Origin of the sequence: Brevibacillus sp. RS1.1, assembly GCF_013284365.1 — a bacterium.
In the GTDB taxonomy this organism is placed as follows: domain Bacteria; phylum Bacillota; class Bacilli; order Brevibacillales; family Brevibacillaceae; genus Brevibacillus; species Brevibacillus brevis_D.
In genome coordinates this window covers 844,215-868,810 of record NZ_JABSVA010000002.1, presented here as the reverse complement: position 1 = coordinate 868,810, position 24,596 = coordinate 844,215, and the positions used below count along the sequence as shown (strand labels likewise).

Sequence of the window (24,596 nt, the reverse complement as noted above, 5' to 3'; positions counted from 1 at the left end):
GGAGACTGGACAGATGAACAAAGGGAAAGCATTGCGAGCGGGAGATACAATCGGAGTAGTGGCAACCTCTAGCCCTGCTACAGAAGAAGTGCTGAACAAAGCAATGGCAGAGCTGCAAGGTCTGGGATACAAGGTGAAAATATCGGATACATGCCGAGAATCGTACGGTGGGTATTTGGCGGGAACTCCTGAGCAACGGGCGGCGGAGCTGAATGCCATGTTCGTGGACGAGGAAGTGGACGGGATCATGTGCATGCGCGGTGGTTACGGTTCCCCGCAAATGCTACCCTTGCTCGATTATGACCTCATCGCTCAAAACCCGAAGCTGTTTATCGGCTACAGTGACATTACGGCGTTGCATACCGTTTTCGGACAGCGTGCGAATCTGGCTACCCTTCACGGACCGATGGCTACCTCAGACATCGCGCATGGACTGGATGACTGGTCCAAGCAATATTTGCTGCGCGCCATGACTCGCCCCGAGCCATTGGGAGCAATCATGAATCCGCCGGGGGAAGAAATCGTTTGTCTCGTCGAAGGTCAGGCAGCTGGACCCGTAGTCGGCGGGAATCTCGCCCTCGTCTCCGCGTTGATGGGCACGCCTTACCAGCTCGATACGAGAGGCAAGCTGTTGTTCCTGGAGGATATCGACGAAGAGCCGTACCGGATTGACCGCATGCTGACACAGCTTGCCCAGGGTGGCTTGTTTGATGATTGTGCGGGCGTCGTCATCGGGACATGGACCGATTGTGAGCCGAAAAAGCGCGAAGGCTTCTCTGTCTGGGATGTGTTTCAAAATATCGTCGTACCGTACGGAAAGCCAACCATCTGGAACATTCAGATCGGACATGGCGCGTGCAACATCGCGCTCCCTCTGGGCGTAGAGGCCAGTCTCGATGCGACAAACGGTGAGCTGGTGATCGAGGAGAGCGTAACCATATAGTGTGAATAGGTTTGAATTCAAGAAGGCTTCCCCCAACTCTTGTAGCGTTGGAGGGAGCCTTTTTGGGTTACTTAGAAAAATAAGGAAACAGGACGTTTGACCCATAAAATATTTTCCAATATATCCCGATTATTAGATGGAATGTAAAAATAAGACGGAATATGGAAGTTGCTTGCGGAGGATTTTTTTGGAAGGGGAGATAGGTCTAATGATGCTAGCGTTACTTCAAGCACTTACAATGGGGTTGTTCAGCCCCGAGTACTCATATGTCGTGCGGGGAGCGACCCTCAAGTGTAGTCAGGGAACCGACCCCGGCATTTTGAATTTACCTTGGTGCCATGGCGTTTACAGCCTTAACAAGCCTGTCATGAATGTCGCCGATCACGTCCCCGGCGTGAATATCGGATGCTTTGGGTTTTGTAAAGCGCTAGGAGGAGATGTGTGTGTACCACAGACGTTCTCGAAATGGACAGATGGAAAACACGATGTGCTCATCGACAACGAGCATGCCTTGCTGAGCAGGTCACAGCTCGTTTGCAATCGTTCAGGCATCATCACGATTGAAAAAGACGGTCAGGATTGACGCTTATCGCGCTTGCTAGAGAAGGAGGGGAGAGAACATGCAGCGTACAAGTGGCGTCATGACCTATCAGGATATAAAAGTCGTCTGGCCATATGGACCGATCCGGCTAGATCAGTTAGAGTTCGTCCATCAAACAGGCACGCATGCCAAGCTCACAATCACAGGAATTGTCCCGGAAGACAAAGAGGACGAGATCATCAATCGTGCTGGCACCCACGATCCCATCGAGCTGTACAAGGTGGAAGGCGGGGAAAAGCAGCCGATTTTCATGGGGCGGCTGGATCATGTGGAGATCAAGGTCGTACGAGATATTCACTACGTCACGATAAAGGCCGTGTCGCATACATATGCGTTGGATCTGAGCGTGAAAACACGTTCGTTTCAACAGGTGAATCGGTTGTACCGGGATGTCGTAGACGAAATCATGTCCATCTATCAAGGTGGAGATGTCATCGATCAAGCCTTCGACGACCGCCAGCAGGGCAAATACATCATGCAGTACGAGGAGACAGACTGGACCTTTTTAAAACGAATCGCGTCCCATGTCGGAGCCGTCCTCGTCCCAGATTTGAGTGCGCATAAGGTACGCTTGTGGATCGGCATGCCCGAGGGACGCAAGCAAATCAAGCTGGAAGAAGAATCGCCATACGAGGTCAATCGGGCCATCGCGCCGTACATGAAAAAAGCCGCAAACGGCTCCTCGTCCGTCAGCGAGTACCAGTACACGACGTACGCCTTCGATTACGACGACCTGTTGCAAATCGGAGATGAGGTGCGGCGGGAAGGGCAAACGTTTGTCATTACAAAAGTGACTGGGAAGCTGGAGCAGGGACTCCTGAGGTGGAGCTACGTCTGCGCCGTGCCTGAAGCCGTCAAGCAAACGAAGCTGTACAACAAGGCCATCATCGGTGCGGCGATCGACGGAAAAGTGATTCAAATCGGTCGCAACCAGGTCAAGCTCCACCTGAACATGGACAAAAAACAAGAGCCAAGCAAGGCCCAGTGGTTCCCGTATGCAGCGGAAGGCAACCAAATTTTGTACCTCATGCCCGAGCTCGGCTCAAAGGTAAAGCTGTACTTCCCGAGCGCCGATGAAGACGACGGCATGGTCATGAACTCCGTGCGCCATGCGCCCAAAGGAGCCGCTGCCGAGAAGCAGGAGCGGCAAATGCAGGACCCCGGTGTGAAAACGTTTGGAAATCCGCAGGGGAAAGAGTTTACGCTCGGGGATAAAGAGCTGACGATGACGGCCCAGGAAGGGATGCTCTACATCTCAATGAACAAGGATGTTGGCATCAGTCTGAAAAGTACCTCGAATGTGAATATCAGTGCGAGTGGTGCCCTGACCTTGAAAGGGGCAGCGGTGTCTTTGTCCGGGACTGAGAGCTTGAACGTGAAAACGGCGTCGGATACGATAGAGCTGTTGGAGGAAAACAAATCCAGCAGTGAGGAGATTAAGCTGGAGGCGTCTAAGCGAACGGAGTATAAGCAGCTATTTAGTGCGTTTGAAAAGGACGTTCAGGAAAACGGTTTGGCTGCCGTAATGGCCCGCAGAGCCTTCAACAACCAAGTAGCTGAGGCGAAAGGGAAGATAGATGCCTTTGGAGATACCTTGTTAGGTTTGTGGAATACGGCAGTAGATGCCGGAGACATGCTGCTGACAGGACTTGCGGGAGAAGAGAACACGCAAGATTTATATGAATTTGTAAGCGGCGAAGAAGTTGGCACACTGAGGGAACGCAATGGCATTGTGAAAGGTATCGAGAAAGGCGTAAACGATACGCTCAATTATGTGGGAGATACGGTTACGGGCAAGAAGGGACCGGAAGAAATCTTTTCAGATTTGGGGAAGCTGGGACAAGGGCTTTACGACGACTATATCGATCCATTTGCGAAGGAAGAGCAATACAAACAAGAAAACTTGTTTAACGGCGGTCTGTGGACCAGATCAGAAGAACAAAGCTATGCGAAGGGCCAGAATGCGTTTAAGAAAGACATGGTGGTAGCAGAGGTAGCGGCAAACTTTCTTAGTGCCGGAACAGGTACAGCCGTCATGCGGACGGTGAAAACGGCCGATAAGCTGGATGGGCCGGATGTTAAGAAAAAGTCTGGTGACCATGAGGGAAATGGGAAAGGTGTCCTTCTGCCTAATTCCAGTATCGATGAACTAATGCACGTCATTCTTAAGGATGGAAAGCTAAAGACGGCGGCTAAGAGTTTTGCAGAGTCGATGATTAAATTAAAAAATATAATTGATGCGTTTCTTGAACGGATGAAAGGTGAAATAGATATACGAGTGGGAGTGATGTGGACTAGTCCAATTGACGGTGGTGGAATTAGTTGGCCAGTAGTTTTTATCGAAAAGCGGAACAGTCACGGGAATGGAAATGGAGGCGGCGGTGGAGGAAATCATCGTCGTAGAAAAGAGGAGGAAGAGCCGGATAGAGAAGAGCGCGAGAGGAAGGAACGTGAAGAAAAAGAAAGAGAAGAAAGAGAGAGAAAAGAAAGAGAAGAAAGAGAGAGAAAAGAAAGAGAAGAAAGAGAGAGAAAAGAAAGAGAAGAAAGAGAGAGAAAAGAAAGAGAAGAAAGAGAGCGAAGGGAACAAGAGCAGAGGGATACTGAGGGGACGGGTGAAGATACAAAGAGGTATGCTGATCCTCCTGAAGAAGAAATTAAATTTAAGATTGATATTGCTGCTGAAAAGAAGGCTGAAGAAATAAGAAGTACAGGATTGAAAAATATAGAGGACTTTGCTAAGAATACTGGCTTGGATTTACAGGATGCAATAGATTTAAAATCACATCTATTTCTTAATAAATATGATTTCCCAGCTTATGATGAAAAAGGTTTATATTTTTATAAATCTAGATTAACACCTGATCCTGAAGTAGTATATGTTTTCCATAAAGCCCAAGAAGGAGAACTGACTTCTGCTCAGAAACAGTGGATTCAACAGTTAAAAGCACATGAATTAGATGAAAAAGCCCGAATGGATTCAGGGAAAGAATACTATAGACATCCAGAATCTTGGGATTTCGAGTTGAAAATGTGGAAATCCAAACCTCCTGGTGCACATGATAATGCTAAACCACAACCTGAATTTGGAACATTTCCTGGATATAAGGAGGAAAGTTCGATATTCTATAAAATCAAAAAAGGTGATGAATATGATATTGTCTTTTAGTAGTGCGGTACAAAGAATAAATCAATTAGATTGGAATATTGAAGAAAAGCCCAAAGAATCCCACTCAGTTCTGCTGGCTGAATATTTGAGAAGAATGGCTATTTTTACAAAGCCTTATTTTTCTATTCAAAGTCCAATAGGAAGTCCACTAAAAGTCCTAAATATTGAAAACAATGCTTTGTTGCTAGAAATTGATAGGGTTGTAGATGAAAGTGTGCCTGACATTAACAACCCAATACACTATAAAATATGTAGAAATTATTTAGAAACAGCATATATTGTTGAACAAGGATTTTCGGAAGCTTTAAAAGTAGCAAATATTTATGAACCTATCATAAAATTTTTTGAAAGAGGTGGGAAATTAAGATTTGATAGCGACAGGGCTTTGAGTTGTGGTAGTGCTGCTTTTGTTCTCGACAATTGGATTGATTTTCATAGCAGTAGGTTAGAAACGGATATTAGCGATCCTAATTTGGAGAGAATTGATCTTAATAACAATGTTTAGTGATAGCCCTATTGTATTTAGTGGATTTTAGAGGCTGTAAAATAATCTGGGAAAACATACAACCCCAAAAACAAGATCGTACAATACAACCAACATTGCCACAATACGAGATAGCCACCCGTATTGTGGTCTTTTATCCTAGTGCGGTTTGTTGATGAGTAGACCCCACCCAGTGCCGAATGAGTAGGGCAGATGAGTCTAAGTAGACTTAACTCAAGTTGTATTCGTATAAAGACTTTTTCATTTTATTTGTACGCACATCAATGTTTTAGTTTTATACCCTAAAAAGTGCTATTCCGATACATTAAACAGGTCGATTATGGTCAGATACCACCATGATTGACCTGTTTTTTGTTAGCTTCGTTTTCTCGCAGTTTTTTGAAATCAATCGCAACTGTAAAGAACGTCGCCCTGATAGAGAGGATGAAAAACTAACCAATCGCACCTTTAAGGATGTGTAGCACGACAATTAATAGTAGTGGGGGCTAAATCGAAAATATTTTTGATTTTATCAGCAACAGAATGGCATGTTATCGCGATTGTTACAGTGGAGAAATGAATCTGGTGACGACCAGTTGACATATAACAGGTAAGGTAACGTGTAGGCTAGCCACCTTCCCAACTTCATAGCCGCCATGCAGCGGCATAAAACTATGAGAAGGATGGTAATGAAAATGAGTAACTTCTGGTTGATTAAGAATAACCAAGCCGCAAATGAGTACATGGACAAGGTGAGCCAAGAGAGTCAGTTTACGTCACAACATAAGGGGTTTACCAAAGTGCCGCATAAAATTCATCGGTGCTACGGCTTAACACAATATGAAAAGCTGATTCTGATTGACCTGATCGCGTATATGAGCGACAAAAGTCAATGCTATCCGACCATCGAAATGATGGCTAGAAACATCGGATGCAGTTCAAAGTCAGTAGAACGCCATATCAAGGAATTGGCAGACAAGAAGATGATTCTAGTCAGTCAGGGTAAGAATAACACCTATTCCCTTTCGAATTATCTGCATTGCCACCCATATCTGTTAATGTCGGAAAAGACCCATGAGGTTATCGGAAGCGTACGGAAGCAAGTAAACGAGCGAGAGTTGACGCTTTGGATTCAGGGAATGGTCAAGCGTGACGAATACAAGTCGTATATTGACCAACTTCAAAGACTCAATGAAAGAAGACTGCCCATTGACAAATTCGCTGAGAAGGAGATTCTGGAAAGCTATGCTCAGTTCCTGAAAGCTGAAATGACCAAACGCTTTCCGCCCGATGTGAACGGGTAAAAATGATGAGTCTGTCATTTCAGCAGACTCTCTGCCCAGATAACCGTCAAATAGTCTGTTGAAGGATGCAAAAAGGGTGCTGTAGACAATGTGTCCACGATTTAGACATAGAGTCGGTTTAGAAGGACAGGGAGTCTGGATGATAGACATAAAGTCTGTTATGAAGCGTCAGATAGTCTCACTAATAATAATCATAAACAATACTCAATAAAGAAGAACCAATAGAAGAATCAATGAAAGAAGAATCAGCAGACGCCGTGCGGCGGTCTGCGATTTCGGGGGAGATTCTTGATTCTTGGAGGGGATTGGAAAAAGCGGCGGATAACTCTTTTGCGGATACTTTACTCAATAATCAAAGAAAGAGTTCCGCCGCCCCCCTTCTCCGCCCTGCCCTGTCGGACGGCTCTCTTAATGGCTCTGAGAACACACATAAGGCTTTTACAAAGAGGGGGGTGTATCTACTGATAACGCGGTTCTATGAGGGCGGTGCGGCAATGTGCTACTCATCTTCCATAACGATAAGGTCATGAAGTTCGATGTCGAGCGTCTTACATATGACTTCAAACGTGCTGAGATGGACTCTATCGACTTCATTTGAGCATAGATGACTGATTGTATTTGGTCTTAATCCCGTAAGTCTGGCTAGTTCGCGTTGGGACATGTTTCTTTCAGCCAATATTTCCTTGAGTTTCACGATAATAGGCATAGCTAACCTTCTTTCCAAACATCAACCTCTCTTTATTATACGTATACGGATTGGGTGGGTCTAATAAAAGTGATTGATTGTATCGTTTAGTAGATATATAATTCATTTGTATCTATTAGGCGTTACGATAATCTCAATTACTGTTACGGAGGGGGAGATGGCTTGAATCACTTAATCCACAGACTGGAACAGTTGCAGATGAGAGAAGCTGTTGTTCATGAGAAATTGAAGACCTGTATCACTTATCAATCTGCTATCTTGGACTTTACCATTCGGGAAGGGTTTCGTTGTCAGCGTACAGCCATAGAGGATATTGTATTAGCCGTTAATCGTATTGAGATGGATTTACGTACGGAATGTTGTCATCTCAAGTTAGAACAGGCGTTAATTACGAGTGAGATGCAGTTTACTGAGGGAGCGACAACATGAAGAACGTCATCGGTTACGTAAGAGTCTCGACTAGCGGACAAGCAAAGGACGGTTACAGTCTAGGGTATCAGCAGGATGAAATCCGCTCCTATTGTCAGGAGCAAGGATGGAACTTGATGAACATATATGTGGACGAAGGAATCAGTGGAGCAAAGGTCAACGAGGATGCTCTTGAGGTGGACAGGATAGGCTTCCAGAGCATGCTAACCGCCCTAGCCAGTAAAACCATTGATGCAGTTGTCGTCCTCCATACAAGCCGTTTATGGCGGTCTGACATTGTGAAGGTTCTCGTTCACAGAGAATTTAAAAAATACGGGGTGGACGTTCGGAGCATCGAACAACCCACCTACAGCATTTACAAGAAAGACCCGAATGACTTCCTGATTAACGGTTTGATGGAGTTGCTAGACGCTTACCAACGTCTTGAAATCGCTATGAAGTTAAGTCGAGGAAGGATCAAGAAAGCCCAACAGGGCGGCTATGCAGGTGGTAGAGCTACCTTCGGATACAAAGCCAAGAAAGGGCAGAAGTGTATCCAAGTAGACGAGAGACACGCCGAGACCGTTCGTAGAGTATTTGAAATCAAGGAACAGTATCCTGCTTGGTCATTAACCCAAATAGCTGAAACCTTGAACCAAGAAGGCTATACAACTGGGCAAGGCAGATTGTTTACAAAAGTACAAGTTAAACGAATCTTAGACAAACGTGATTTTTATAGCGGTACATATTGCTATGGAGATATACAAGCAGTTGGCTTGCATGAAGCCATTCTGTAACAGGAACTGAATGGAGAGGCTTGCGTCCCATTGCGGCTCGAGAGAGTAACGCTCGAACTGAGGTTGCCCCCATTCTATTCCTAATCATCAAAGAATTTGTATACAGGGGTGATTCCTTTTATGCACTACAAGCAAAAGCATATATATGTCGGACTAGATTTACATAAAGCCCACCATACAGCCGTCATTATCGACTGTTGGAATACAAAACTGGATGAAATCCAAATTGAAAACAAGCCAAACAGTTTCGATGATTTGTTGAAGTGGGTCAAGAAGCATTGCAAAAAAGGAATGACTCCTGTCTATGGATTGGAAGACACGGGCGGCAACGGTAGAGCACTCGCCGTTCATCTTGTCGAGAAAAAACAAATCGTCAAGGAAGTCAACTCTGCCCTTTCCTACAATGAGCGTAAGAGCTATGCCACCACACAAAAGAGCGACAGTTGGGATGCGTACTGTATCGCCAAAGTGTTGCTCTCCAGACTGGATGAACTGCCAGACGCAAATCCACAGGATATTTACTGGACAATCGGGCAACTGGTGGCAAGACGTAACGCATTGGTCAAACATGCCAGTTCATTGAAAAATCAATTGCACCAACAACTAAGCTACCACTTTCCGTCCTATAAAAAGTTCTTTTGTGACATTGACGGGAAAGCCGCCCTTGCCTTTTGGGAAGAATACCCTGCACCACATCACTTGGAGACGGTGGGGGAAGAGGAACTGGCAACCTATCTTCGCAAAGCTAGCCATAACACCTGTTCTACCCGTAAAGCAGAAGGAATTCTGGAATTGGTAAAGAAGGATGGGGAGACAAAGCGAAACTACCAAGAATCCAGAGACTTCCTCATTGTGAACATGGTACAGGACATGAAACGAAGCAGAGAACTGATTAAAGAAACAGAAGCTCAACTTCGACAGGTCATGCCTCAACTAGATTACAAATTAGAGTCGATGGATGGCATTGATGTCGTAACCGCTTCTCAACTGGTGGCGGAAATCGGTGATATTAACCGCTTCTCAAAAGCGGATAAATTAGCACGTTTTGCAGGAATTGCTCCTGTTCGCTTTAGTTCGGGCGGCAAGGGAAAAGATCAAGCAAGCGGACAAGGCAATCGAGTATTGAATAGTATCTTTCACAACTTAGCTGTTCAACAAATCCAAGTAGCCAAAGGAAGCAACAAGAAACAGCGAAATCCCCTCATGCACGAGTTCTACCAAAGGAAGCTAGCAGAAGGCAAGACAAAGAAACAAGCCCTCATATGCGTTATGAGAAGGCTTGTAAACATCATCTATAGCATGATGAAGAACAAGACGGAATACAGGATGGTTACTCCCCTAACAGACCGTCAAGCAGGATGATAGAATGGTGGTGATTGGTAAAACGATTGCCACCTTCTTTATTCCCCAGTTTAAGATTACAACTTAGGGGACGGGAAAAGCTAGATTACCTGATAGTATGTTAGGGAAAAATGATGCTGACCCGTTTAGGGACATTTATGGTCCTGGGCGTCTCTCTCACTCTGAAGAATGGGATAGTATTATTAAGAAGGCCAAGGAAGAAGGGGTAGAAGTAAGAATCTTAGACCGTGATATCATGGCATATGCACCAAAAGGAAATGGTCCTGGGCAATTAAATATTTATGAAGATGCTTCAATAAGCGCTTTGAGACATGAAGATCAACATTTTTTAGATGACAAGGCAAAAGGTTATCCGGCGGCAGAAGTTACTTACGAGTTCAAAAATCGAATTATTATGGAGCTCTGAGCATATATGGTGGAGATTAAAGAGGCAGAAAGGATTGGTAATAAGGCTCTTGCGGAACATCTGTGGAACAATTATAGAGACGAAAGACAATACCTAATAGATAATTATAGACCACAAAAAGATTAGATAGGGGTTATAAAACATGAAACCATTAAGTTTGGCTAAAGAAATACGTGAAGGTAAACTAGAAGATATTGAATTAGTAAAAAGCTTAGACATTCATCATAATATGGTACAAACGAGTGCCATCATTCAGATTGTTAGTAGAAAATTGTGTAACGAACAGATCGTTGATAAATTAACTTATATCAGCCAGTTTAGAGATCCCAAGGTAAATAAATTATTTGGCACAGATACTTTAGGGCATTTTAGCATGGCAGCACTTAAAGTACTTGATACAATAGAATCAAAAAAACGCTATGATGAGCTAACGAGTAATCTCGATGAGTGGGACAAAGAAATTGTAGAAAGGCTTGCAACTGGTATGTTTAATTGAGTTTGTCAAGATTTTTGTGTAAACCCATTTACTATCCTAAAAACAATATCGCAATGCTAGTTAGCCGCCAGTGTTGCGGTTTCTTTCTTCATCCGTTGCTGCAACACCAATAACCACTCAATGAAAGAGTATGAGCGGCGGCTTTCAAGAAGCCCCCACCTAGTGCCGAATGAATCACTTCATTTCATCATTACGAAGTTTATCTTTGTTCTACCTGTAGGAAGTTTTCAGGAATTAAGATGTACGCACATCAATGCTTGAATTTTATACCCTATTTAACGTAATAGCATTGCATCGAACAGGTCGATTATGGTCAGATACCACCATGATTGACCTGTTTTTTGTTAGCTTCACTTTCTTGCGTTTTTTTCAAATGTGATTGCAACAATGTACGTACATAGAACGATAGATATGGTGAAAGAGCATGAGTCGGTCAATCAGACATTGAGTCCTTAAGGATTGACAATACAGAATATAAGATATTTAATGCATGGAAATCCTATCGCACTCATAAAAAAAACGGAGGTTAGATTATGATTCCTAAATTAAATTTTAGAGAGATTTTAAATTCATTTGATGGGACATTTCAGGAATACAAATATAGGAACATGAGTAATTTAGAAGCATTGGCCAAGACTTTCGAGGATTTCGAGCTAATAATGAATAGTGGTGATCTAGAAAAAGCTACAATTTTAGTTAGGTATAGTGAGTTAGTATTAAAGCAACCCTACGTATTTCATAAATCAAAAGACATAATAATAAAGCTTTTAGATGAGGTTGACTACGAAATTCTACGACATATATTATCTGAAAGCGAATATGAAGAATTAATAACGCGAAAGAAAGAAGTTTTATATAATCTAAGTCAAAAACAATTAACGAATAATGCAAGAGCGATGTGGTACTATGATGAAATGATTGATGAAGTTAACAACTACTATCATTCTATAACTTCCAAAGACAAAACTCCTGATCAAATAGCAAAAGAAGTATTGGAGAGATTTAAAAGAGATTGTAGAAACACAAAGAGTGAGAAAATCGGAGTCTACACTACATTAGCTGAGAGATTATTAGAGGACGGATTGACGGATACTATTCAACTTAAACATATTGAAATTACCCTTAAAGAATTTAACGTTGACGATGTAGGAGAACAACTGTCTAAAAGTGAAAAACAAAAATTGCAATTGAGAATAGAACGAGTATTAGAACGTTTGGCAGATAATTAAAAGCTCAACCTCATAATAAGTACTTGACTCTTTAAATATAGTGGCTGGCGACGATTGCATGGGTATGTCAAAAGTTTGGAGTAAACTTGGTTTACAACTCCAACAGTAAAATCGTACAAACAACAAATCAAACACAAAAAAGCTTAATAAGCGCTTAAACTAACTTTCAAAGGCTTATTCCAACTCGAACGATGAGAGGGAATGAGCCTGTTTTGTATGGGATGGAGGGCATCATCGTCCTAGGGATGGGAAGGAAGACCGGGAGAGAGAAGAGAACAAGAGCAGAGAGATACTGAGGGAACGGGAAACGTGGCTTCATACCCACCTAGAACTCCAGAGACTACTGTAGAATCAAAAGTAGTAAATGCTGCACATGATAACCCAAGTAAAATAGCAGGCATGGATACTGTTTGGCGCTCATCTAAAAAAGAAAATCCGTATCCATATGCACAAGATTCAAACCAAATGAATCCATGTTTAACGTGTAGTGATATAAAAAATATAGAGGAGTACATGAAATATGCAAATGCCAATAAAAAGTAATCACATTCCACCCATAGGAGATTGTACAAATCTTTTTGAACGATTATCAAAATATATATCAAGATTTGATGAGAAATGGATAAATGAAATAGAACCAGCAAAAAAAGAGAGCATAGATACCCTAAAATATCTAACGCAAATTAATAATTATAACTATCATTTTCCTAAAGAATATGAGATTTATTTACATTATATGGGGCAGGATGATAGGGGTTTACTTAAAACTCAACTTCCAGGATATGCTTCCATTTCTGAGATAATTGATTCTTATGAAGCGATACATGAGGAAGCACCAGATACTTTAAGTGATAAATATGTACATTTTTTTCAAAAAGAATTATTTGATGGTCAACTATCATTTGATTTTACCCAAACTGATAATCCTCAGATTGTTATGACTAATGAGGACAGCCAGTTTGTAAGCTATTTTGCAGATAACTTTGAAAAATTGTTATTTCAATGTGCATTTAGTAAATATGAAAGTTTAAATTATGATAAGTGTATAATCTTTGCTGGATCACCAAACATGCTTAAAGAAGCAATACAGAGGCACAATGAATCGGATGTTCTTAGCATAATTGATAAATTTTCGAAAACATATGATTTTCAAAGAGCATGGTTTAGTGACTTGACTCATCACATAGGTTTTAAAGACGACATTAGCTTTTACATCGAAAGTAGGAATAATGCTTTGTGTGGGTTTATAGCAGGTGATTTAGATAAACAAATTGACAATATTGGTGAAACCTTACTAGCTGAATTATGTGTTAATAAAAAAAATTAAAGCTTTCACCATGCATGCTTATATGCAAAGTTTCGAATGGCAAAACGTGAACAGGTAGTGGCAGAAGAGTTGAAGAACCAGCAACTCGTACAGGAAGTAGAAAAGTAAGTGAGGTCTATTGCTTAGGCACGAGCTGTATACGAGCAGCTTATGGATTAAGGGACGGGTAATGCAGGAATGTAACCTTACGTTAATCAGTACGGGGAGACTGTAACAAAAGAACAGACTATTACTGATACAGAATTTAGAGGTTCGAACTCATTAACACTGCAACAAATTACCGATATTATGAATAATAAGAATAAAAGTTTGGTAGAAAGAGGATAGAAAAAGGTATTAATCCAAAAGTCATTTTAGCTACTCTCGCTCAAGAGCAAGGGTAGGTAAGAAGTGGAAGTTATCAAAGTGCATTCGGTGATTGGCAAGACATTTTCAGATCTTTTGATTGAGGGAGATTAAGCAATGAAAAAATTGTTAGTTACTTTAACCCTACTATCTTCGACGATAGTCTTTTCTGCTTGTAATTCCCAAAAGCCTAACTCTAATACATCCGAAATGAGTCAACAGGTTACGCCTGTGGACAAAACAGAGGGATTAATTACTACTGTAAATCAAGCTTCGGATACGAAAACAACAGACTTATCTGCCAAAGAACTAAAACAGTATTTAAACTCAACAAAATCAAACATCTCAACAATAACGGAGAAAGACAATGAAACAGGGACTATTTCAGTTATGGAGTCCCATATGGTATTTCCGTTTGTATTTGTGGAAAGCTTAGGGATATCATTCATTTTTCCAAATGATACAGATGATATAAATCCAACCTACCTGAATGTAAACAAGGCTACAAACATTAGAAATGTTAATGTAAAAGGCGCAATGCCAGGAATGAATTTTAAAGATATAATGAGTAAACTTGAAAATGCACAGGTCAAGAAAACGTGGGTCTCAACCGAAGATAATGTGGCTTATAAAATTGATTATAAACTCGACGGTGTCGTGTATACTTTTATTTCATCTGATGAACTGGGAAATGAATCACAACTATTTATTTCCCTAGACGATAACTAATATAAAATGTAATTAAATTTAAATTTTTCAAGGCGGTTGTCAATCTGGTGACCGTCTTTTTCTTATTTTTCAAAGGCTTATTCCAACTCGAACGACGAGGAGGAATAAGCCTTTGAAGCATGCCCAAAATTACAGGAGGGAAGGGAACTTCCTAAATTCTTCTTTCCACGAGGAGTCGTCTCCCCTCAAGGGAGAATGGTACCTACTGTATGAGGAAAAAGCTACTTACCACTTAATCGGCAAAGAATGATAACCAAACGCCAAATCAATCAAGGCACTTGCTTCTTGACGCTTCAACAAATCTTTTGCACGGAATGTAAAAGAGCCATCTGCGCTTAACTTCGTATCAGGATCGACAATACCTTGTGAAGCAAGAGTAGTGATCGCACTTTTTGCCCATGCATCGGCTTTGTCTTGCAGCTTCACTTTGCTGGTTGCCTCCGGTTCAAGCTGCTTCAAAGTTTGGATCATGACAGCAGCGGCTTGTCTTGAGATAGGTGCCGAAAGGTTCAAATCAGGGAGGCTTGCGGCCAATTGCTTTCTATTGTTGATTTCATCCCCGGGAAATCCGTACCAGCCATTTGCTTTGACCAGGGCGTCAATAAATTCGCCTTGTGTCATGGTCCCTGTAGGATCAAATTTACTTCCTGTTTTTGCCCCCATAATGGAAAGAGCGCTGAGATTGTTGATATAGGTCTTATAGCTACTGCTATTAGATACGTCTGAGTAAGTCTCTTTCCTATCCATTTTTTGTGAATGGGCAACGGCAAGTGAGACGTTTTTTGGGGTGGAATAATAGAAGTATGTAATGTTACCGTTTTTCTCTTCCTTGAATGCGATTTTACTGCCTTCCTCATCTACAAACAGTAGTGGATGAATCATGCGCAGCTTTTGTTTTCCAATGGTTGCATCTTCCACCATAAGTGAGCCATTCTCGTAGGCAATAGAAGTACGGTTCCAAAAGCCACGCGTATTTTGGTACAGCCCGATGTATTTTTGCGCATCCTTTTCACTCAAGGGCAAGTAAACAGGCTCCGCTTTTTCTGTTTCGGGGAAATAATGATCCATGAACTCTTTGAAAATATCGGATCTCATGTCTGAATCATTGTTGTAGGACATATAAAAGGCAGTTTTTTGTTCAGGGATCAAAACGATCAGGGAAGCATGTCCAGTAATGTTTCCACCCTTGAAAACAACGTGCTGACCATTTGCCAGCTCTCTATAAAGGTTTTCAAAGCCTACTGTTGTGACCGGGATGTCCTTTTCTGCGAAAATTTGATAAGAATGCATCAAGTCCATGCTTTTCTGGCTGACGATTTCCTTGCCGTTAAATTTTCCGTTTTGCAGGTGCATGATCAAGTACTTGGCCATGTCTTCTCCCGTTGATAGAATGCTTCCCTGCGGACCATCAGTTGGAAGGAATCCATCTGCCGGATGTGGCTCGCCATTAGGACCGTAATGGGCAGCCATTCTCTTCAAGAGCTCAGGCTTTGAGCGGACGCTACTCGAGGTCATTCCGAGAGGCTTGAACACTTTTTCATCCATATACTTGTTATAAGGAACTCCACTTGCTTTTTCCACGGCGTAGCCAGCGAGTAAGAATCCCGTATTATCATATGTATAGACCTCGCCAGGTGGTCGGATGACGGACGGCATATTATTCTTTGAAACGAATTCATCCATCGAGATGTCCTGCTCGATGTATTGTGGACCAAGAAAGGTAGTGATGTCAGGCATATCGAAGCCGCTTGAGTAGGTAAGCATGTCGTACATGGTGAGTGGTTTTCCGGTCGTGTTGGGAATCTTTAGCCCGCCGAGATATTCCTCTACATTACGATGCAGGTCTATTTTGCCCGCATCGACTTGCTGCAAGACGGCCATGGCGGTAAAGGTTTTCGTTACAGAGCCAATTTGGAACACCGTGTCTTTATCAACAGGGATTTTCTTTTCCTTGTCAGCGAAGCCGTAACCTTTGTTCACGAGAACCTTGCCATCGCGGACGACAGCAAAGTTGGAACCATTGACATTAAATTTTTTCATCTTCTCTGCAAACAGTTGATCGGCAAACGCTTCTACTTCTTTGGCATCCAGCGGTCCTTTTATATTGTTGGCAGCAATGGAAGTAGTCTGATTGGATTCCATTGCGCTGAGCGGCTGCGTGCATACGGTAATCAAGCTCGTAGAGAGAAGAAAAACTGCGAGACTCATTTTTTGAAAAGCCTTTTTCATGTGGGATTCTCCTTTGGGTTTTGCTAATGCGTTTTGGCGCACCGACTCCGAGAGTGAGCGCTTTGCATAGTATGGCAAAGCTCATGTCATACTGGGTAGTAACTTTCTGTCATATGACAATTTGTCACTGGCTCATACGCAGGTTCTAAGAGCATATGAAAAAGACTGCCGAGTTTCTCGACAGCCTTAAAGTGGGGGGAGAGTAGTTATTAATCTTTCAGCTCAGTAATCACTTTTGAAGCGCGTTTTTCATCAGGGGTAGGGAACATTTGAAATTGATGCTGAAGCTCGATTTCCTTCTCATTCAAGTCACTTGAAACTTTTTGCTCAGCTTGTTCCCTGTGTTTATCGCTATTTTCCACGACCAGTCACCTCCCTCAAAGGAGTAGGGTATACAACAAGTCCCTACTTTATCCCAAAAAGAGGAAAAGGATGCTTATCGTTTAATCGGCAATGAATAGTAACCAAATGCTAAGTCAAGCAAGGCACTGGCTTCTTGACGCTTCAGTAAATCTTTTGAGCGGAAATTGAATGAGCCATCTGCGTTTACCTTCGTGTCAGGATCGACGATGCCTTGTGAAACAAGAGCAGTGATCGCATCTTTTGCCCACGCGTCGGCGTTGTCTTGCAGCGTCACTTTGCTGGTTGCCACTGGTTCAAGCTGCTTTAAATTTTGGATCATGGCAGCAGCGACTTGTCTTGTGATTGGTGCCGATGGGTTCAAATTAGGGATGCCCGCAACCATTTGCGGTCTAAGGTCCGTCCCGGCCATTACGTAATGGCCTTCTGCTTTGATCAGGGTGTCAGCAAATTCGCCTTGTGTCATGGTCCCTGTAGGATCAAATTTACTTCCTGATTTGGCTCCCATAATGGAAAGGGCGCTGAGGTTGTTGATATGGGTCTTATAGCTGCTAGTGTTAGGGACGTCTGAGTAGGTCTTTTCCATTTCCATTCTTTGAGATTCGCCAGCAATGTTAACGCCTATTGCTGTTGTGTAATAGTAGTAGTTGATGTTACCGTTTTTGTCTTCCTTGAACGATACTTTTTCGCCTGTCTCATCTTCAAATAGCAATGGTTTAATCATTCGCAGTTTTTGTTTTCCGGTTGCCTCACTCTCAAGCACGAGTGATCCATTCTCATAGGTAATAGAAGTGCGTGTCCAATAGGCACGTGTATTTTGATACAGCCCGACATATTTTTGTGCATCCGCTTCACTCAAGGTCATGTAAACAGGCTCAGCTTTTTTCTCTGTTTCTGGGAAATAATGATCCATGAATTCTTTGTAAATATCAGCGCTAACCATTGAATCATTGTTGTAGGACATGAAAAAGCCGGTTTTATGTTCCGGGATCAATACCATCAGGGAAGAGTGGCCTGGCATGTTTCCGCCCTTCAAAACAACTTTCTGACCATTTGCATACTCTGGAAAATAGTTTTCAAAGCCTAAGGTTGTGATCGGGATGTCACCCGCGGAATACTGGTGCGTATGCATCAAATCCAAGCTTTTCTGGCTGACGATTTCCTTGCCGTCAAATTTTCCGTTTTGCAGGTGCATGATCATGTACTTTGCCATGTCATCTGCTGTTGATATAATGCTTCCCTGCGGTCCATCAGTTGGAGCGGTTCCTTCTAGCGGACGTTGCTCGCCAGTATTAAAGTAATTGGTAGCCATTCTCTTCATGAGCTCAGGCTTCAAGCGTACACTGGTCGAGGACATTCCGAGAGGTTTGAACACTTTCTCATCCATATACTGGTAAAAGGGGATTCCACTTGTTTTTTCCACAGCGTAGCCAGCGAGCAAGAATCCTGTATTATCATACGTATAGACTTCGCCAGGTGGTCGGACGATGACCGGCATGTGCTTTGGAAAGAATTCATCCATCGAGATGTCCTGCCCGATGTATTGTGGACCGGTAAAGGTAGTTTCGTCCGGAAATTCGAAGCCGGGTGTGTAGGCGAGCAAGTCGTACATGGTGACTGGTTTTCCTGTCTTATTCGGAATTTTTAGCCCACCGAGATATTCCTCTATATTGGCATGCAGGTCAATTTTACCCGCATCGACTTGCTGCATGGCAGCCAAGGCGGTAAAGGTTTTCGATACTGAGCCAATTTGGAACACCGTGTCTTTATCAACAGGGGTTTTCTTTTCCTTGTCAGCAAAGCCGTAGCCTTTGTTCACGATGACTTTGCCATCACGGACGACAACAAAGCTGGAACCAGCCACATTAAATTCTTTCATTTTTTTTGCAAACAGTGGATCGGCAAACGCTTCTATTTCTTTGGCATCCACAGGTCCTTGGGTAGCAATGGAAGCAGTCTGAGTGGATTCAACAGCACCGAGCGACTGTGTGCATGCGGAAATCAAGGTTGTGGAGAGAAGAAAAACGACGAGACTCATTTTTTGTATCACTTTTTTCATGTGCGATTCTCCTTTTTGTGTAGGCAATACGGTTTGACGCACCGACTCTAAGAGTGAGCGCTTGAACACAGTATGCCAAAGCTCGTGTCATACTCGGTAGTTACTTCCTGTCATCACTTTTCCGACTGACAAAATGATTTTGATGAAATGACATGACTTCGCCTGTCATATGACATTTTGATACTGGCTCATGTGACGCGCAGTGGTTTACGGTAAAAGCAGACCGTCACCATCGTGTCGGAAAAGGTATAGATAGGAGAGAATTAGCTTAAATGAAAAGAGCGATCATGCGTAACTTTCAAAATGTTATCTTTTTGTTGTATACATTTGTCTCGGGAGTATTTTATTTATGTTTTTACATGGTCAGTATCGTGCTTGGCTTGGCCTTGTCATTTACCGTGGTGGGAATTCCATTGCTCACCAATGTGTTGCGTACAACTCAAACCTTTGTCCAGCATGAACGTATTCAGACGAAGATTTATACGGATATTTCCATAGAACCGTTGGCAATGAGACAAAGAGCCAAGGGAAATCAATGGATGCAGGCAAAGGCGGAATTATTGGATGTAAGAAACTGGATATCCGTTTATTGGCTGATGAAAAAATTTGTCCTAGGGTGCATCTGCCTGGTGGTCGGAGTACTTATCTACATTGCACCCGTATGTTTTGCGTTCATGCCGCTGGTCTATCCTTTCGTGGAGATACATTTTTTCGGGAGCGTAGTGGATTCAGAGCTGAAGGCATTGCAAATCATGAGTTTAGGACTCATACTCATGATCGGATGCTCCAAGCTAGGGAATGGTCTGGTACAATTAGTTGGTGGGTACACCCGCTTGATGTTCAAAGCAATTAGGAGATGATGGTTTGTTAGATATCGTGAAACAATGGGCCTGGTATGACTGGGTGATGTTTTTTTTACGTCTGATCGGTTGCTTTTCACTGACCGTTACGACTGTAAAATTTGGAGATTATCTCACGCTGCCCTTATGGATGGTTATACTTTGGGAAATGATGGTTTTTTCCGTCCCGTGGATTTGTTTAATGCTGAGCTATCGTTATTATCTGATAGCAGAAATGCTCTTGTTTGGCGGATTATCGATTTATCTCACGTCTATGTTTCCAGAGGCGTACCTTACTTTATTGATGCCTGCTTTTTTGATTGCCGCCAATAGTGCGGAGAAATCGTTTCGCTGGTCGGCTCCCATTACGATTGTTTTTATCCCACTGGTGATTATGTTTTTTTCTCATGTATTTGATGTCTTCGTGATTTTTTCGCAAGTCGGGCTTGCTTATGCGATAGGGTTTGCCTTTCATTTGCTCATCGTCAATCATCGGCAAAATGAAATTATCCGCAAGCAAAACAGTGTGCTGGAGCAATACCTCACCCAAATCGAGAGAGTGACTCTGCTGGAGGAGCGGGATCGGCTTTCCAAGGACCTGCATGATACGATGGGGCATTCCTATGTCTCGATCATCATGGGGATGGAAACCTTACGTCAGGATATAGCGTCGCAGGAAGGGTTGCAAAAGCTCGAATCCCTCTTGCAGCTTGCACGAAAAGGCATGAAGGAAGTGAGAGGGTACTTGCATCAGATGGGGTCACCGCAAGAGACGCTTCCCTTGGGTCATTCACTGAGGCAGCTTGCGGAGGAGTTTCAGACACATGCAAAAGTGAATGTGCGATTTCGTGCGATTGGAGAAGAGTATCCTGTTGGTAAGCAGGTGAAAATGACCTTGTTTCGTTGCTTGCAGGAGTCATTGACGAATGCCGTACGCCACGGGCACGCTACGGACATCGTCGTTTCCTTGCATTTTGAGCAGCAACAGACGAGGCTGGAAGTACAGGATAACGGTCACGGGGTAGAAAATTGGGAGGATGGCTTCGGGATCACGACGATGAAAGAGAGGGCGGCTCATTTGCAAGGAAGAGTATCCGTATTCTCAGAGCGAGGAGAAGGAACTCTCGTTACTTGTTTGGTGCCGAGGATGGTCGAGAGCGCCGACGAAATCATTCGTTTGGTTATCGTAGATGATCACTCGTTTATTCGGGAAAGCTTGCGCTCGATACTCGAGGGACAGCGGGACCTGCGGGTAGTCGGGTTAGCCGAGGATGGGGTGCAGGCTGTGGAGCTGTGCGAGGAGCTGGAACCAGACCTGGTGCTGATGGACTTGGAGATGCCGAATATGGACGGGATTACTGCGACAAAACGAATAAAGGAAAAATGGCCCGGTATTCGTATTCTTGTCCTGTCTACGTTTCAGGATACTGAAAAAGCCAAGGAAATCATGCGCAGTGGTGCAGACGGCTATCTCTTGAAATCGATTGAATCACGCGAGCTAGCGGAAACAATTCGCCTCGTCCATCGCGGCGGTACGATGATTGCTCAGGACCTGTTTCATAAAATGCTGGATGGACAGCCAGTAAACGAACAGGAAGATTTGCTCGTTGTGCCGAAACAAAGCGAAAAAGACGAGAATGCTTATGGTTTAACGAAGCGGGAGCAGGAGATTTTGCAGATGCTTTCCCAAGGCATGCGTTATAAAACAATCGCTTCCAAGCTGTATTTGTCAGACGGGACCGTTCGTAACTATGCGTCTGCTCTGTATGACAAGCTCGGCGTGCGGAATCGGGATGACGCGGTACAAAAAGGGAAAATGGAAGGACTTGTGTGATGTGTGATAGCCAGGGAGAATAGGCCCTGGTTTTTTTGCTTTTTCCTGTCCTGATAGATGGAGGGCCAATGCATTCTGCTAAAAAATAGTAGGTTTATTGTAAATATTTCTTGTTCTGTTAATATGAAGTTTGGTGCAAAATATGGTAATTGGGAGACAGAGCAAAGAGATTATCGGGGAGATATTTGGTGGAGGACAACTATGAAACGATTGATGGCAGCATTGTTAAGCCTTGTGTTAATCCAGACGGCCCAATTTAATACGGTTCAAGCCAATGGGAATGACACAAGAGTTGATTACGAACAGCAATATACACGTATCGGGGAGGATTACCACATCCTTAACGATAATGTGCTACTGTCAAAAAAAGATGGAACCGTATGGTCTTGGTACATCTATGGACATCCTCTTAATTCTTCAGATCCATTCTATAAAGCCAAGAAGATGCAAATTCCGGGCTTGCAGAATGTGAAGGAGATGACAGTCAAAAGGAAGTCGGCCCGGGGAAACTATATTGTTAACTACGCGGCCCTAAAAAATGACGGAACGGTGTGGTATTGGGACGCCGCCCCCGGCACTACTCTTGAAGCGAGTACCGCTAGTGCTCCGAAGCAAATCAAAGATTTGAAAAATGCAACGTCACTAGTCGCGGATTATAACAGTGCCTACAAGGTCTTGTTCGTACTAAAATCAGACGGTTCCGTATGGAGTTTGGGAAGTGAAATAGATACCACGAAGGGTGCCTCACCCGTTCTAGTCCGAACAAAGCTGCTAGATGATGTCGTATCCATTAAAATGGCTGCCGGCATCGTATTCGCTGTGAAAAAGGACGGTACGATTTGGAGATGGAAGGCAAATTCGTATCTGCCGAATAACCGCTCGAAAATTACAAGTCCAGAGCAGATGAACGGATTTGCTGATATCGTCAAGATAGAGCCGGGCATTTCTACCAGCTATGCCTATATGAAAGATGGCACTGTCTTGTCTTGGCCAACTGCTGACACGAAAAAATATCCTTTGTATTTACATGCAGCAAAAGACGCGCGAACGATCGTGCAATTTGACTCTATGAGAGATCGGAATATCGATAAAACGTATGCCTTCCGAGAAGACGATCAGCTTTGGTCAGTGGACAGCAACGATAAAGTTTTCCCAGAGTTTACGGACATCGCTTCTATATACCAAAATGACTATTCCCCACAAGTTAGGTATTACTATGTATTAAAAAAGGATCAAACTTTGTGGGCTTGGGCAGATTCGATTGCCTTGCCGAAGCTAGTTGTTTTCATGGATGAAACGGTAGCACGTAATCGTTCAGAGAAAGCAGACAAACCAGCAGCCGAACGCCCTGGGACAGCAGACAAACCAACGGGCAATCGCTCTGGAACAACTGCCCAGGCTGTGATACGAACTACGCCGGAAATGAGTCTCTATCCGTATGTCACGATGCTGCAACCCGGGAACAAACAATTCATTGCGGTAAATAATCTGCTTCCCGGGACAAAAATGACATACACCATTGACGATCCGAGCATAGGAACCTTAGCGAATGTGAATGGTACACAGGTTGTAAAAGCGAACAAGCCCGGGCAGACCATTGTGAGGGCAACTGCAAGCAGAGCTGGTTCTCCGGACGTGACTGCTTACTTTTTGTTGTACGTCGTCGACAGTAATAGGCTGTCCGAGACGTATTACACAGCCGTCCAGTCGGTTCCTGTTGCTGACAGACAGCGTCCGTTTATTGTGGAGGGACTGACCCAAGCAGGAGAGCTAGTGATTACAGCCGCAAGTGGCGAAAAGTCGGAGCTTGTTGACGGCCAACTCGTCATCACGCCTGAGTTGATTGACCGCGTAGCTGACAATGCGCGAAAGGCTAAGACTGCCGTGGAGCAGACGCTATCGGATAACAACATTGCCCTTGCTAGAGAGTTAGTCGTAAATGGGGAAATAGTAGCGTCTCTGCCTGAACAAAAAGGTTTTACAGTCAAACTGAATAAGGATAGCTTCACGAATCGTAAGGATGTCGGATATCTTACCGTTCATACGGGGGATGCGAAACTGACGTTTGACCTTGCGACCGTAAATCGCCTGTTCCATTCGCTCCCGGTTATCGTTATTCGCTTGGTCGAAAACAATAACGGCGGATATCACGTACAATTTTTAGATGACAAAGGGCAGGAGCTTTCGAACGTATCAAGCAACATCAGGCTCATTCTGCCTGCAAATCAGGCAGACGCGACACATACGAGCGTATTCTATACGAATGGGAAAGTAACGCAGCCTATCGGAGGAAAGTTCAATCCGTACCATAACGGCATAGAAGCCGAAATAAACCGTTCTGGAACGTATTTCTTGGACGATAATAAAAAAACGTTCCCAGATGTTGACAATCGGGATCCTGAGTTACAGCAAGCCGTACAGTTCCTGGGATCGAAAGGAATCGTAACTGGGAAAGAAGATGGCAACTTTGAGCCCGATTCACCGCTTACCCGTGCAGAGTTCACGGCTATGCTTGTAAGAGCTTTTTACGCTTTGGACGAAACGGCGACGGAGAGCTTTTCAGACGTGAATCCGCCGCAGTGGCATGTTCCATTTATCGCTTCATCTGAGAAAAAGGATATCGTCAAAGGTTATCCCGACGGTACATTTAGGCCGGATCATACCATATCCCGGGAAGAAATGGCTGCGATTGGTGCAAGATCATTACATGAAAAGAAAAATTATTACTACCCTTCGAATACGGAAGACTACTTGAGTCAATTTACAGACCAACGCACGATTTCCGATTGGGCGAGACCAACGATGGCTTTGGCTGTGAAGCAGCGCTTGATCGATGTCCCTGCTGATAAACAGATTAGAGCCGGCGAGGCTGTTACTCGCGGGGAAGCTGCCCGAATGCTGTATCGACTATATTTACAGCTTTGATATTGTTAATAACGAATAAACTTTAAAGGCTCATTTCACCTTGACGT

At 43.5% G+C, this 24,596-nt stretch carries 21 protein-coding genes; 17 read left to right on the top strand and 4 right to left on the bottom strand.

All coding sequences use genetic code 11. The annotated features are described in order from the left end of the window. The first annotated feature begins 13 nt into the window (after positions 1-13). From HP570_RS09565 to HP570_RS09545, 5 genes are all read left to right on the top strand, one after another. The gene (locus HP570_RS09565; RefSeq protein WP_016741793.1) at positions 14-943 is read left to right on the top strand and encodes a S66 peptidase family protein; all 930 of its coding nucleotides are present in this window, start codon (positions 14-16) and stop codon (positions 941-943) included. A gap of 208 nt (positions 944-1,151) precedes the next feature. Further along, positions 1,152-1,526, top strand: a complete 375-nt coding sequence (locus HP570_RS09560) for a DUF4280 domain-containing protein (RefSeq protein WP_173625570.1) — start codon at positions 1,152-1,154, stop codon at positions 1,524-1,526. Between the two features lie 37 nt (positions 1,527-1,563). Further along, positions 1,564-4,710 carry a late control protein gene (locus HP570_RS09555; protein ID WP_173625569.1) on the top strand — a complete coding sequence of 1,049 codons (3,147 nt, stop codon included), beginning with the start codon at positions 1,564-1,566 and terminating at the stop codon, positions 4,708-4,710. Further along, complete coding sequence (locus HP570_RS09550) at positions 4,694-5,215, top strand: hypothetical protein (protein WP_173625568.1); 522 nt, start codon at positions 4,694-4,696, stop codon at positions 5,213-5,215. Before HP570_RS09555 ends, HP570_RS09550 begins: the two co-directional genes overlap by 17 nt. 674 nt (positions 5,216-5,889) lie before the next feature. Then, positions 5,890-6,498: a helix-turn-helix domain-containing protein gene (locus HP570_RS09545; RefSeq protein ID WP_088910850.1), complete on the top strand. Its 609-nt coding sequence runs from the start codon at positions 5,890-5,892 to the stop codon at positions 6,496-6,498. Positions 6,499-6,997: 499 nt separating this feature from the next. Here HP570_RS09545 and HP570_RS09540 read toward each other — a convergent pair whose 3' ends face one another. Next, positions 6,998-7,204, bottom strand: coding sequence for a helix-turn-helix domain-containing protein (locus tag HP570_RS09540; protein ID WP_054977408.1), 207 nt, complete (start codon positions 7,202-7,204; stop codon positions 6,998-7,000). A 162-nt stretch (positions 7,205-7,366) separates the two neighbouring features. On the opposite strand from HP570_RS09540, the gene HP570_RS09535 reads away from it, so the two are divergent. From HP570_RS09535 to HP570_RS09495, 9 genes are all read left to right on the top strand, one after another. After that, entirely contained in the window at positions 7,367-7,633 is a 267-nt protein-coding gene (locus HP570_RS09535) for a hypothetical protein (protein ID WP_054977407.1), read from the top strand. Next, the gene (locus HP570_RS09530) at positions 7,630-8,409 is read left to right on the top strand and encodes a recombinase family protein (protein ID WP_173625567.1); all 780 of its coding nucleotides are present in this window, start codon (positions 7,630-7,632) and stop codon (positions 8,407-8,409) included. The genes HP570_RS09535 and HP570_RS09530 overlap by 4 nt, the downstream gene beginning before the upstream one ends. A 120-nt stretch (positions 8,410-8,529) precedes the next feature. After that, positions 8,530-9,771, top strand: a complete 1,242-nt coding sequence (locus HP570_RS09525; RefSeq protein WP_173625566.1) for an IS110 family RNA-guided transposase — start codon at positions 8,530-8,532, stop codon at positions 9,769-9,771. A gap of 97 nt (positions 9,772-9,868) precedes the next feature. Next, the gene (locus HP570_RS09520; RefSeq protein ID WP_254495152.1) at positions 9,869-10,177 is read left to right on the top strand and encodes a hypothetical protein; all 309 of its coding nucleotides are present in this window, start codon (positions 9,869-9,871) and stop codon (positions 10,175-10,177) included. Between the two features lie 142 nt (positions 10,178-10,319). Beyond that, on the top strand, positions 10,320-10,673 hold the full coding sequence (locus HP570_RS09515) for a hypothetical protein (protein ID WP_173625565.1): 354 nt from the start codon (positions 10,320-10,322) through the stop codon (positions 10,671-10,673). A 533-nt stretch (positions 10,674-11,206) separates the two neighbouring features. Further along, on the top strand, positions 11,207-11,902 hold the full coding sequence (locus HP570_RS09510) for an Imm3 family immunity protein (protein ID WP_173625564.1): 696 nt from the start codon (positions 11,207-11,209) through the stop codon (positions 11,900-11,902). A gap of 309 nt (positions 11,903-12,211) precedes the next feature. Then, a complete protein-coding gene (locus tag HP570_RS09505) occupies positions 12,212-12,445 on the top strand; it encodes a hypothetical protein (protein WP_173625563.1) in 234 nt (77 codons plus the stop codon). Beyond that, entirely contained in the window at positions 12,423-13,229 is an 807-nt protein-coding gene (locus tag HP570_RS09500) for an SMI1/KNR4 family protein (protein WP_173625562.1), read from the top strand. The genes HP570_RS09505 and HP570_RS09500 overlap by 23 nt, the downstream gene beginning before the upstream one ends. A gap of 462 nt (positions 13,230-13,691) precedes the next feature. Continuing rightward, a complete protein-coding gene (locus HP570_RS09495) occupies positions 13,692-14,303 on the top strand; it encodes a hypothetical protein (RefSeq protein WP_173625561.1) in 612 nt (203 codons plus the stop codon). 225 nt (positions 14,304-14,528) lie between these two features. Here the strand turns inward: HP570_RS09495 and HP570_RS09490 are convergent, their stop codons facing one another. From HP570_RS09490 to HP570_RS09480, 3 genes are all read right to left on the bottom strand, one after another. After that, positions 14,529-16,532 (bottom strand): serine hydrolase domain-containing protein, encoded by a 2,004-nt coding sequence (locus HP570_RS09490; RefSeq protein WP_173625560.1) that lies wholly within the window; start codon positions 16,530-16,532, stop codon positions 14,529-14,531. Positions 16,533-16,741: 209 nt separating this feature from the next. Continuing rightward, positions 16,742-16,894: a hypothetical protein gene (locus tag HP570_RS09485; protein ID WP_173625559.1), complete on the bottom strand. Its 153-nt coding sequence runs from the start codon at positions 16,892-16,894 to the stop codon at positions 16,742-16,744. A gap of 74 nt (positions 16,895-16,968) precedes the next feature. After that, on the bottom strand, positions 16,969-18,951 hold the full coding sequence (locus HP570_RS09480; protein WP_173625558.1) for a serine hydrolase domain-containing protein: 1,983 nt from the start codon (positions 18,949-18,951) through the stop codon (positions 16,969-16,971). 272 nt (positions 18,952-19,223) lie between these two features. On the opposite strand from HP570_RS09480, the gene HP570_RS09475 reads away from it, so the two are divergent. From HP570_RS09475 to HP570_RS09465, 3 genes are all read left to right on the top strand, one after another. Then, positions 19,224-19,811 carry a sensor domain-containing protein gene (locus HP570_RS09475; RefSeq protein WP_173625557.1) on the top strand — a complete coding sequence of 196 codons (588 nt, stop codon included), beginning with the start codon at positions 19,224-19,226 and terminating at the stop codon, positions 19,809-19,811. Positions 19,812-19,815: 4 nt separating this feature from the next. Beyond that, positions 19,816-21,624, top strand: coding sequence for a helix-turn-helix transcriptional regulator (locus tag HP570_RS09470; RefSeq protein WP_173625556.1), 1,809 nt, complete (start codon positions 19,816-19,818; stop codon positions 21,622-21,624). 201 nt (positions 21,625-21,825) lie between these two features. Continuing rightward, positions 21,826-24,549: an S-layer homology domain-containing protein gene (locus tag HP570_RS09465; RefSeq protein WP_173625555.1), complete on the top strand. Its 2,724-nt coding sequence runs from the start codon at positions 21,826-21,828 to the stop codon at positions 24,547-24,549. Positions 24,550-24,596 lie beyond the last annotated feature (47 nt).

Bases quoted from the DNA above. Each gene is read 5' to 3' on its own strand.
- HP570_RS09480 (WP_173625558.1), bottom strand. From the start codon at position 18,951: ATGAAAAAAGTGATACAAAAAATGAGTCTCGTCGTTTTTCTTCTCTCC.
- HP570_RS09550 (WP_173625568.1), top strand. From the start codon at position 4,694: ATGATATTGTCTTTTAGTAGTGCGGTACAAAGAATAAATCAATTAGAT.
- HP570_RS09475 (WP_173625557.1), top strand. From the start codon at position 19,224: ATGAAAAGAGCGATCATGCGTAACTTTCAAAATGTTATCTTTTTGTTG.
- HP570_RS09465 (WP_173625555.1), top strand. From the start codon at position 21,826: ATGAAACGATTGATGGCAGCATTGTTAAGCCTTGTGTTAATCCAGACG.
- HP570_RS09510 (WP_173625564.1), top strand. From the start codon at position 11,207: ATGATTCCTAAATTAAATTTTAGAGAGATTTTAAATTCATTTGATGGG.
- HP570_RS09515 (WP_173625565.1), top strand. From the start codon at position 10,320: ATGAAACCATTAAGTTTGGCTAAAGAAATACGTGAAGGTAAACTAGAA.
- HP570_RS09545 (WP_088910850.1), top strand. From the start codon at position 5,890: ATGAGTAACTTCTGGTTGATTAAGAATAACCAAGCCGCAAATGAGTAC.
- HP570_RS09495 (WP_173625561.1), top strand. From the start codon at position 13,692: ATGAAAAAATTGTTAGTTACTTTAACCCTACTATCTTCGACGATAGTC.
- HP570_RS09520 (WP_254495152.1), top strand. From the start codon at position 9,869: ATGTTAGGGAAAAATGATGCTGACCCGTTTAGGGACATTTATGGTCCT.
- HP570_RS09490 (WP_173625560.1), bottom strand. From the start codon at position 16,532: ATGAAAAAGGCTTTTCAAAAAATGAGTCTCGCAGTTTTTCTTCTCTCT.
- HP570_RS09540 (WP_054977408.1), bottom strand. From the start codon at position 7,204: ATGCCTATTATCGTGAAACTCAAGGAAATATTGGCTGAAAGAAACATG.
- HP570_RS09565 (WP_016741793.1), top strand. From the start codon at position 14: ATGAACAAAGGGAAAGCATTGCGAGCGGGAGATACAATCGGAGTAGTG.
- HP570_RS09560 (WP_173625570.1), top strand. From the start codon at position 1,152: ATGATGCTAGCGTTACTTCAAGCACTTACAATGGGGTTGTTCAGCCCC.
- HP570_RS09530 (WP_173625567.1), top strand. From the start codon at position 7,630: ATGAAGAACGTCATCGGTTACGTAAGAGTCTCGACTAGCGGACAAGCA.
- HP570_RS09555 (WP_173625569.1), top strand. From the start codon at position 1,564: ATGCAGCGTACAAGTGGCGTCATGACCTATCAGGATATAAAAGTCGTC.
- HP570_RS09500 (WP_173625562.1), top strand. From the start codon at position 12,423: ATGCAAATGCCAATAAAAAGTAATCACATTCCACCCATAGGAGATTGT.
- HP570_RS09525 (WP_173625566.1), top strand. From the start codon at position 8,530: ATGCACTACAAGCAAAAGCATATATATGTCGGACTAGATTTACATAAA.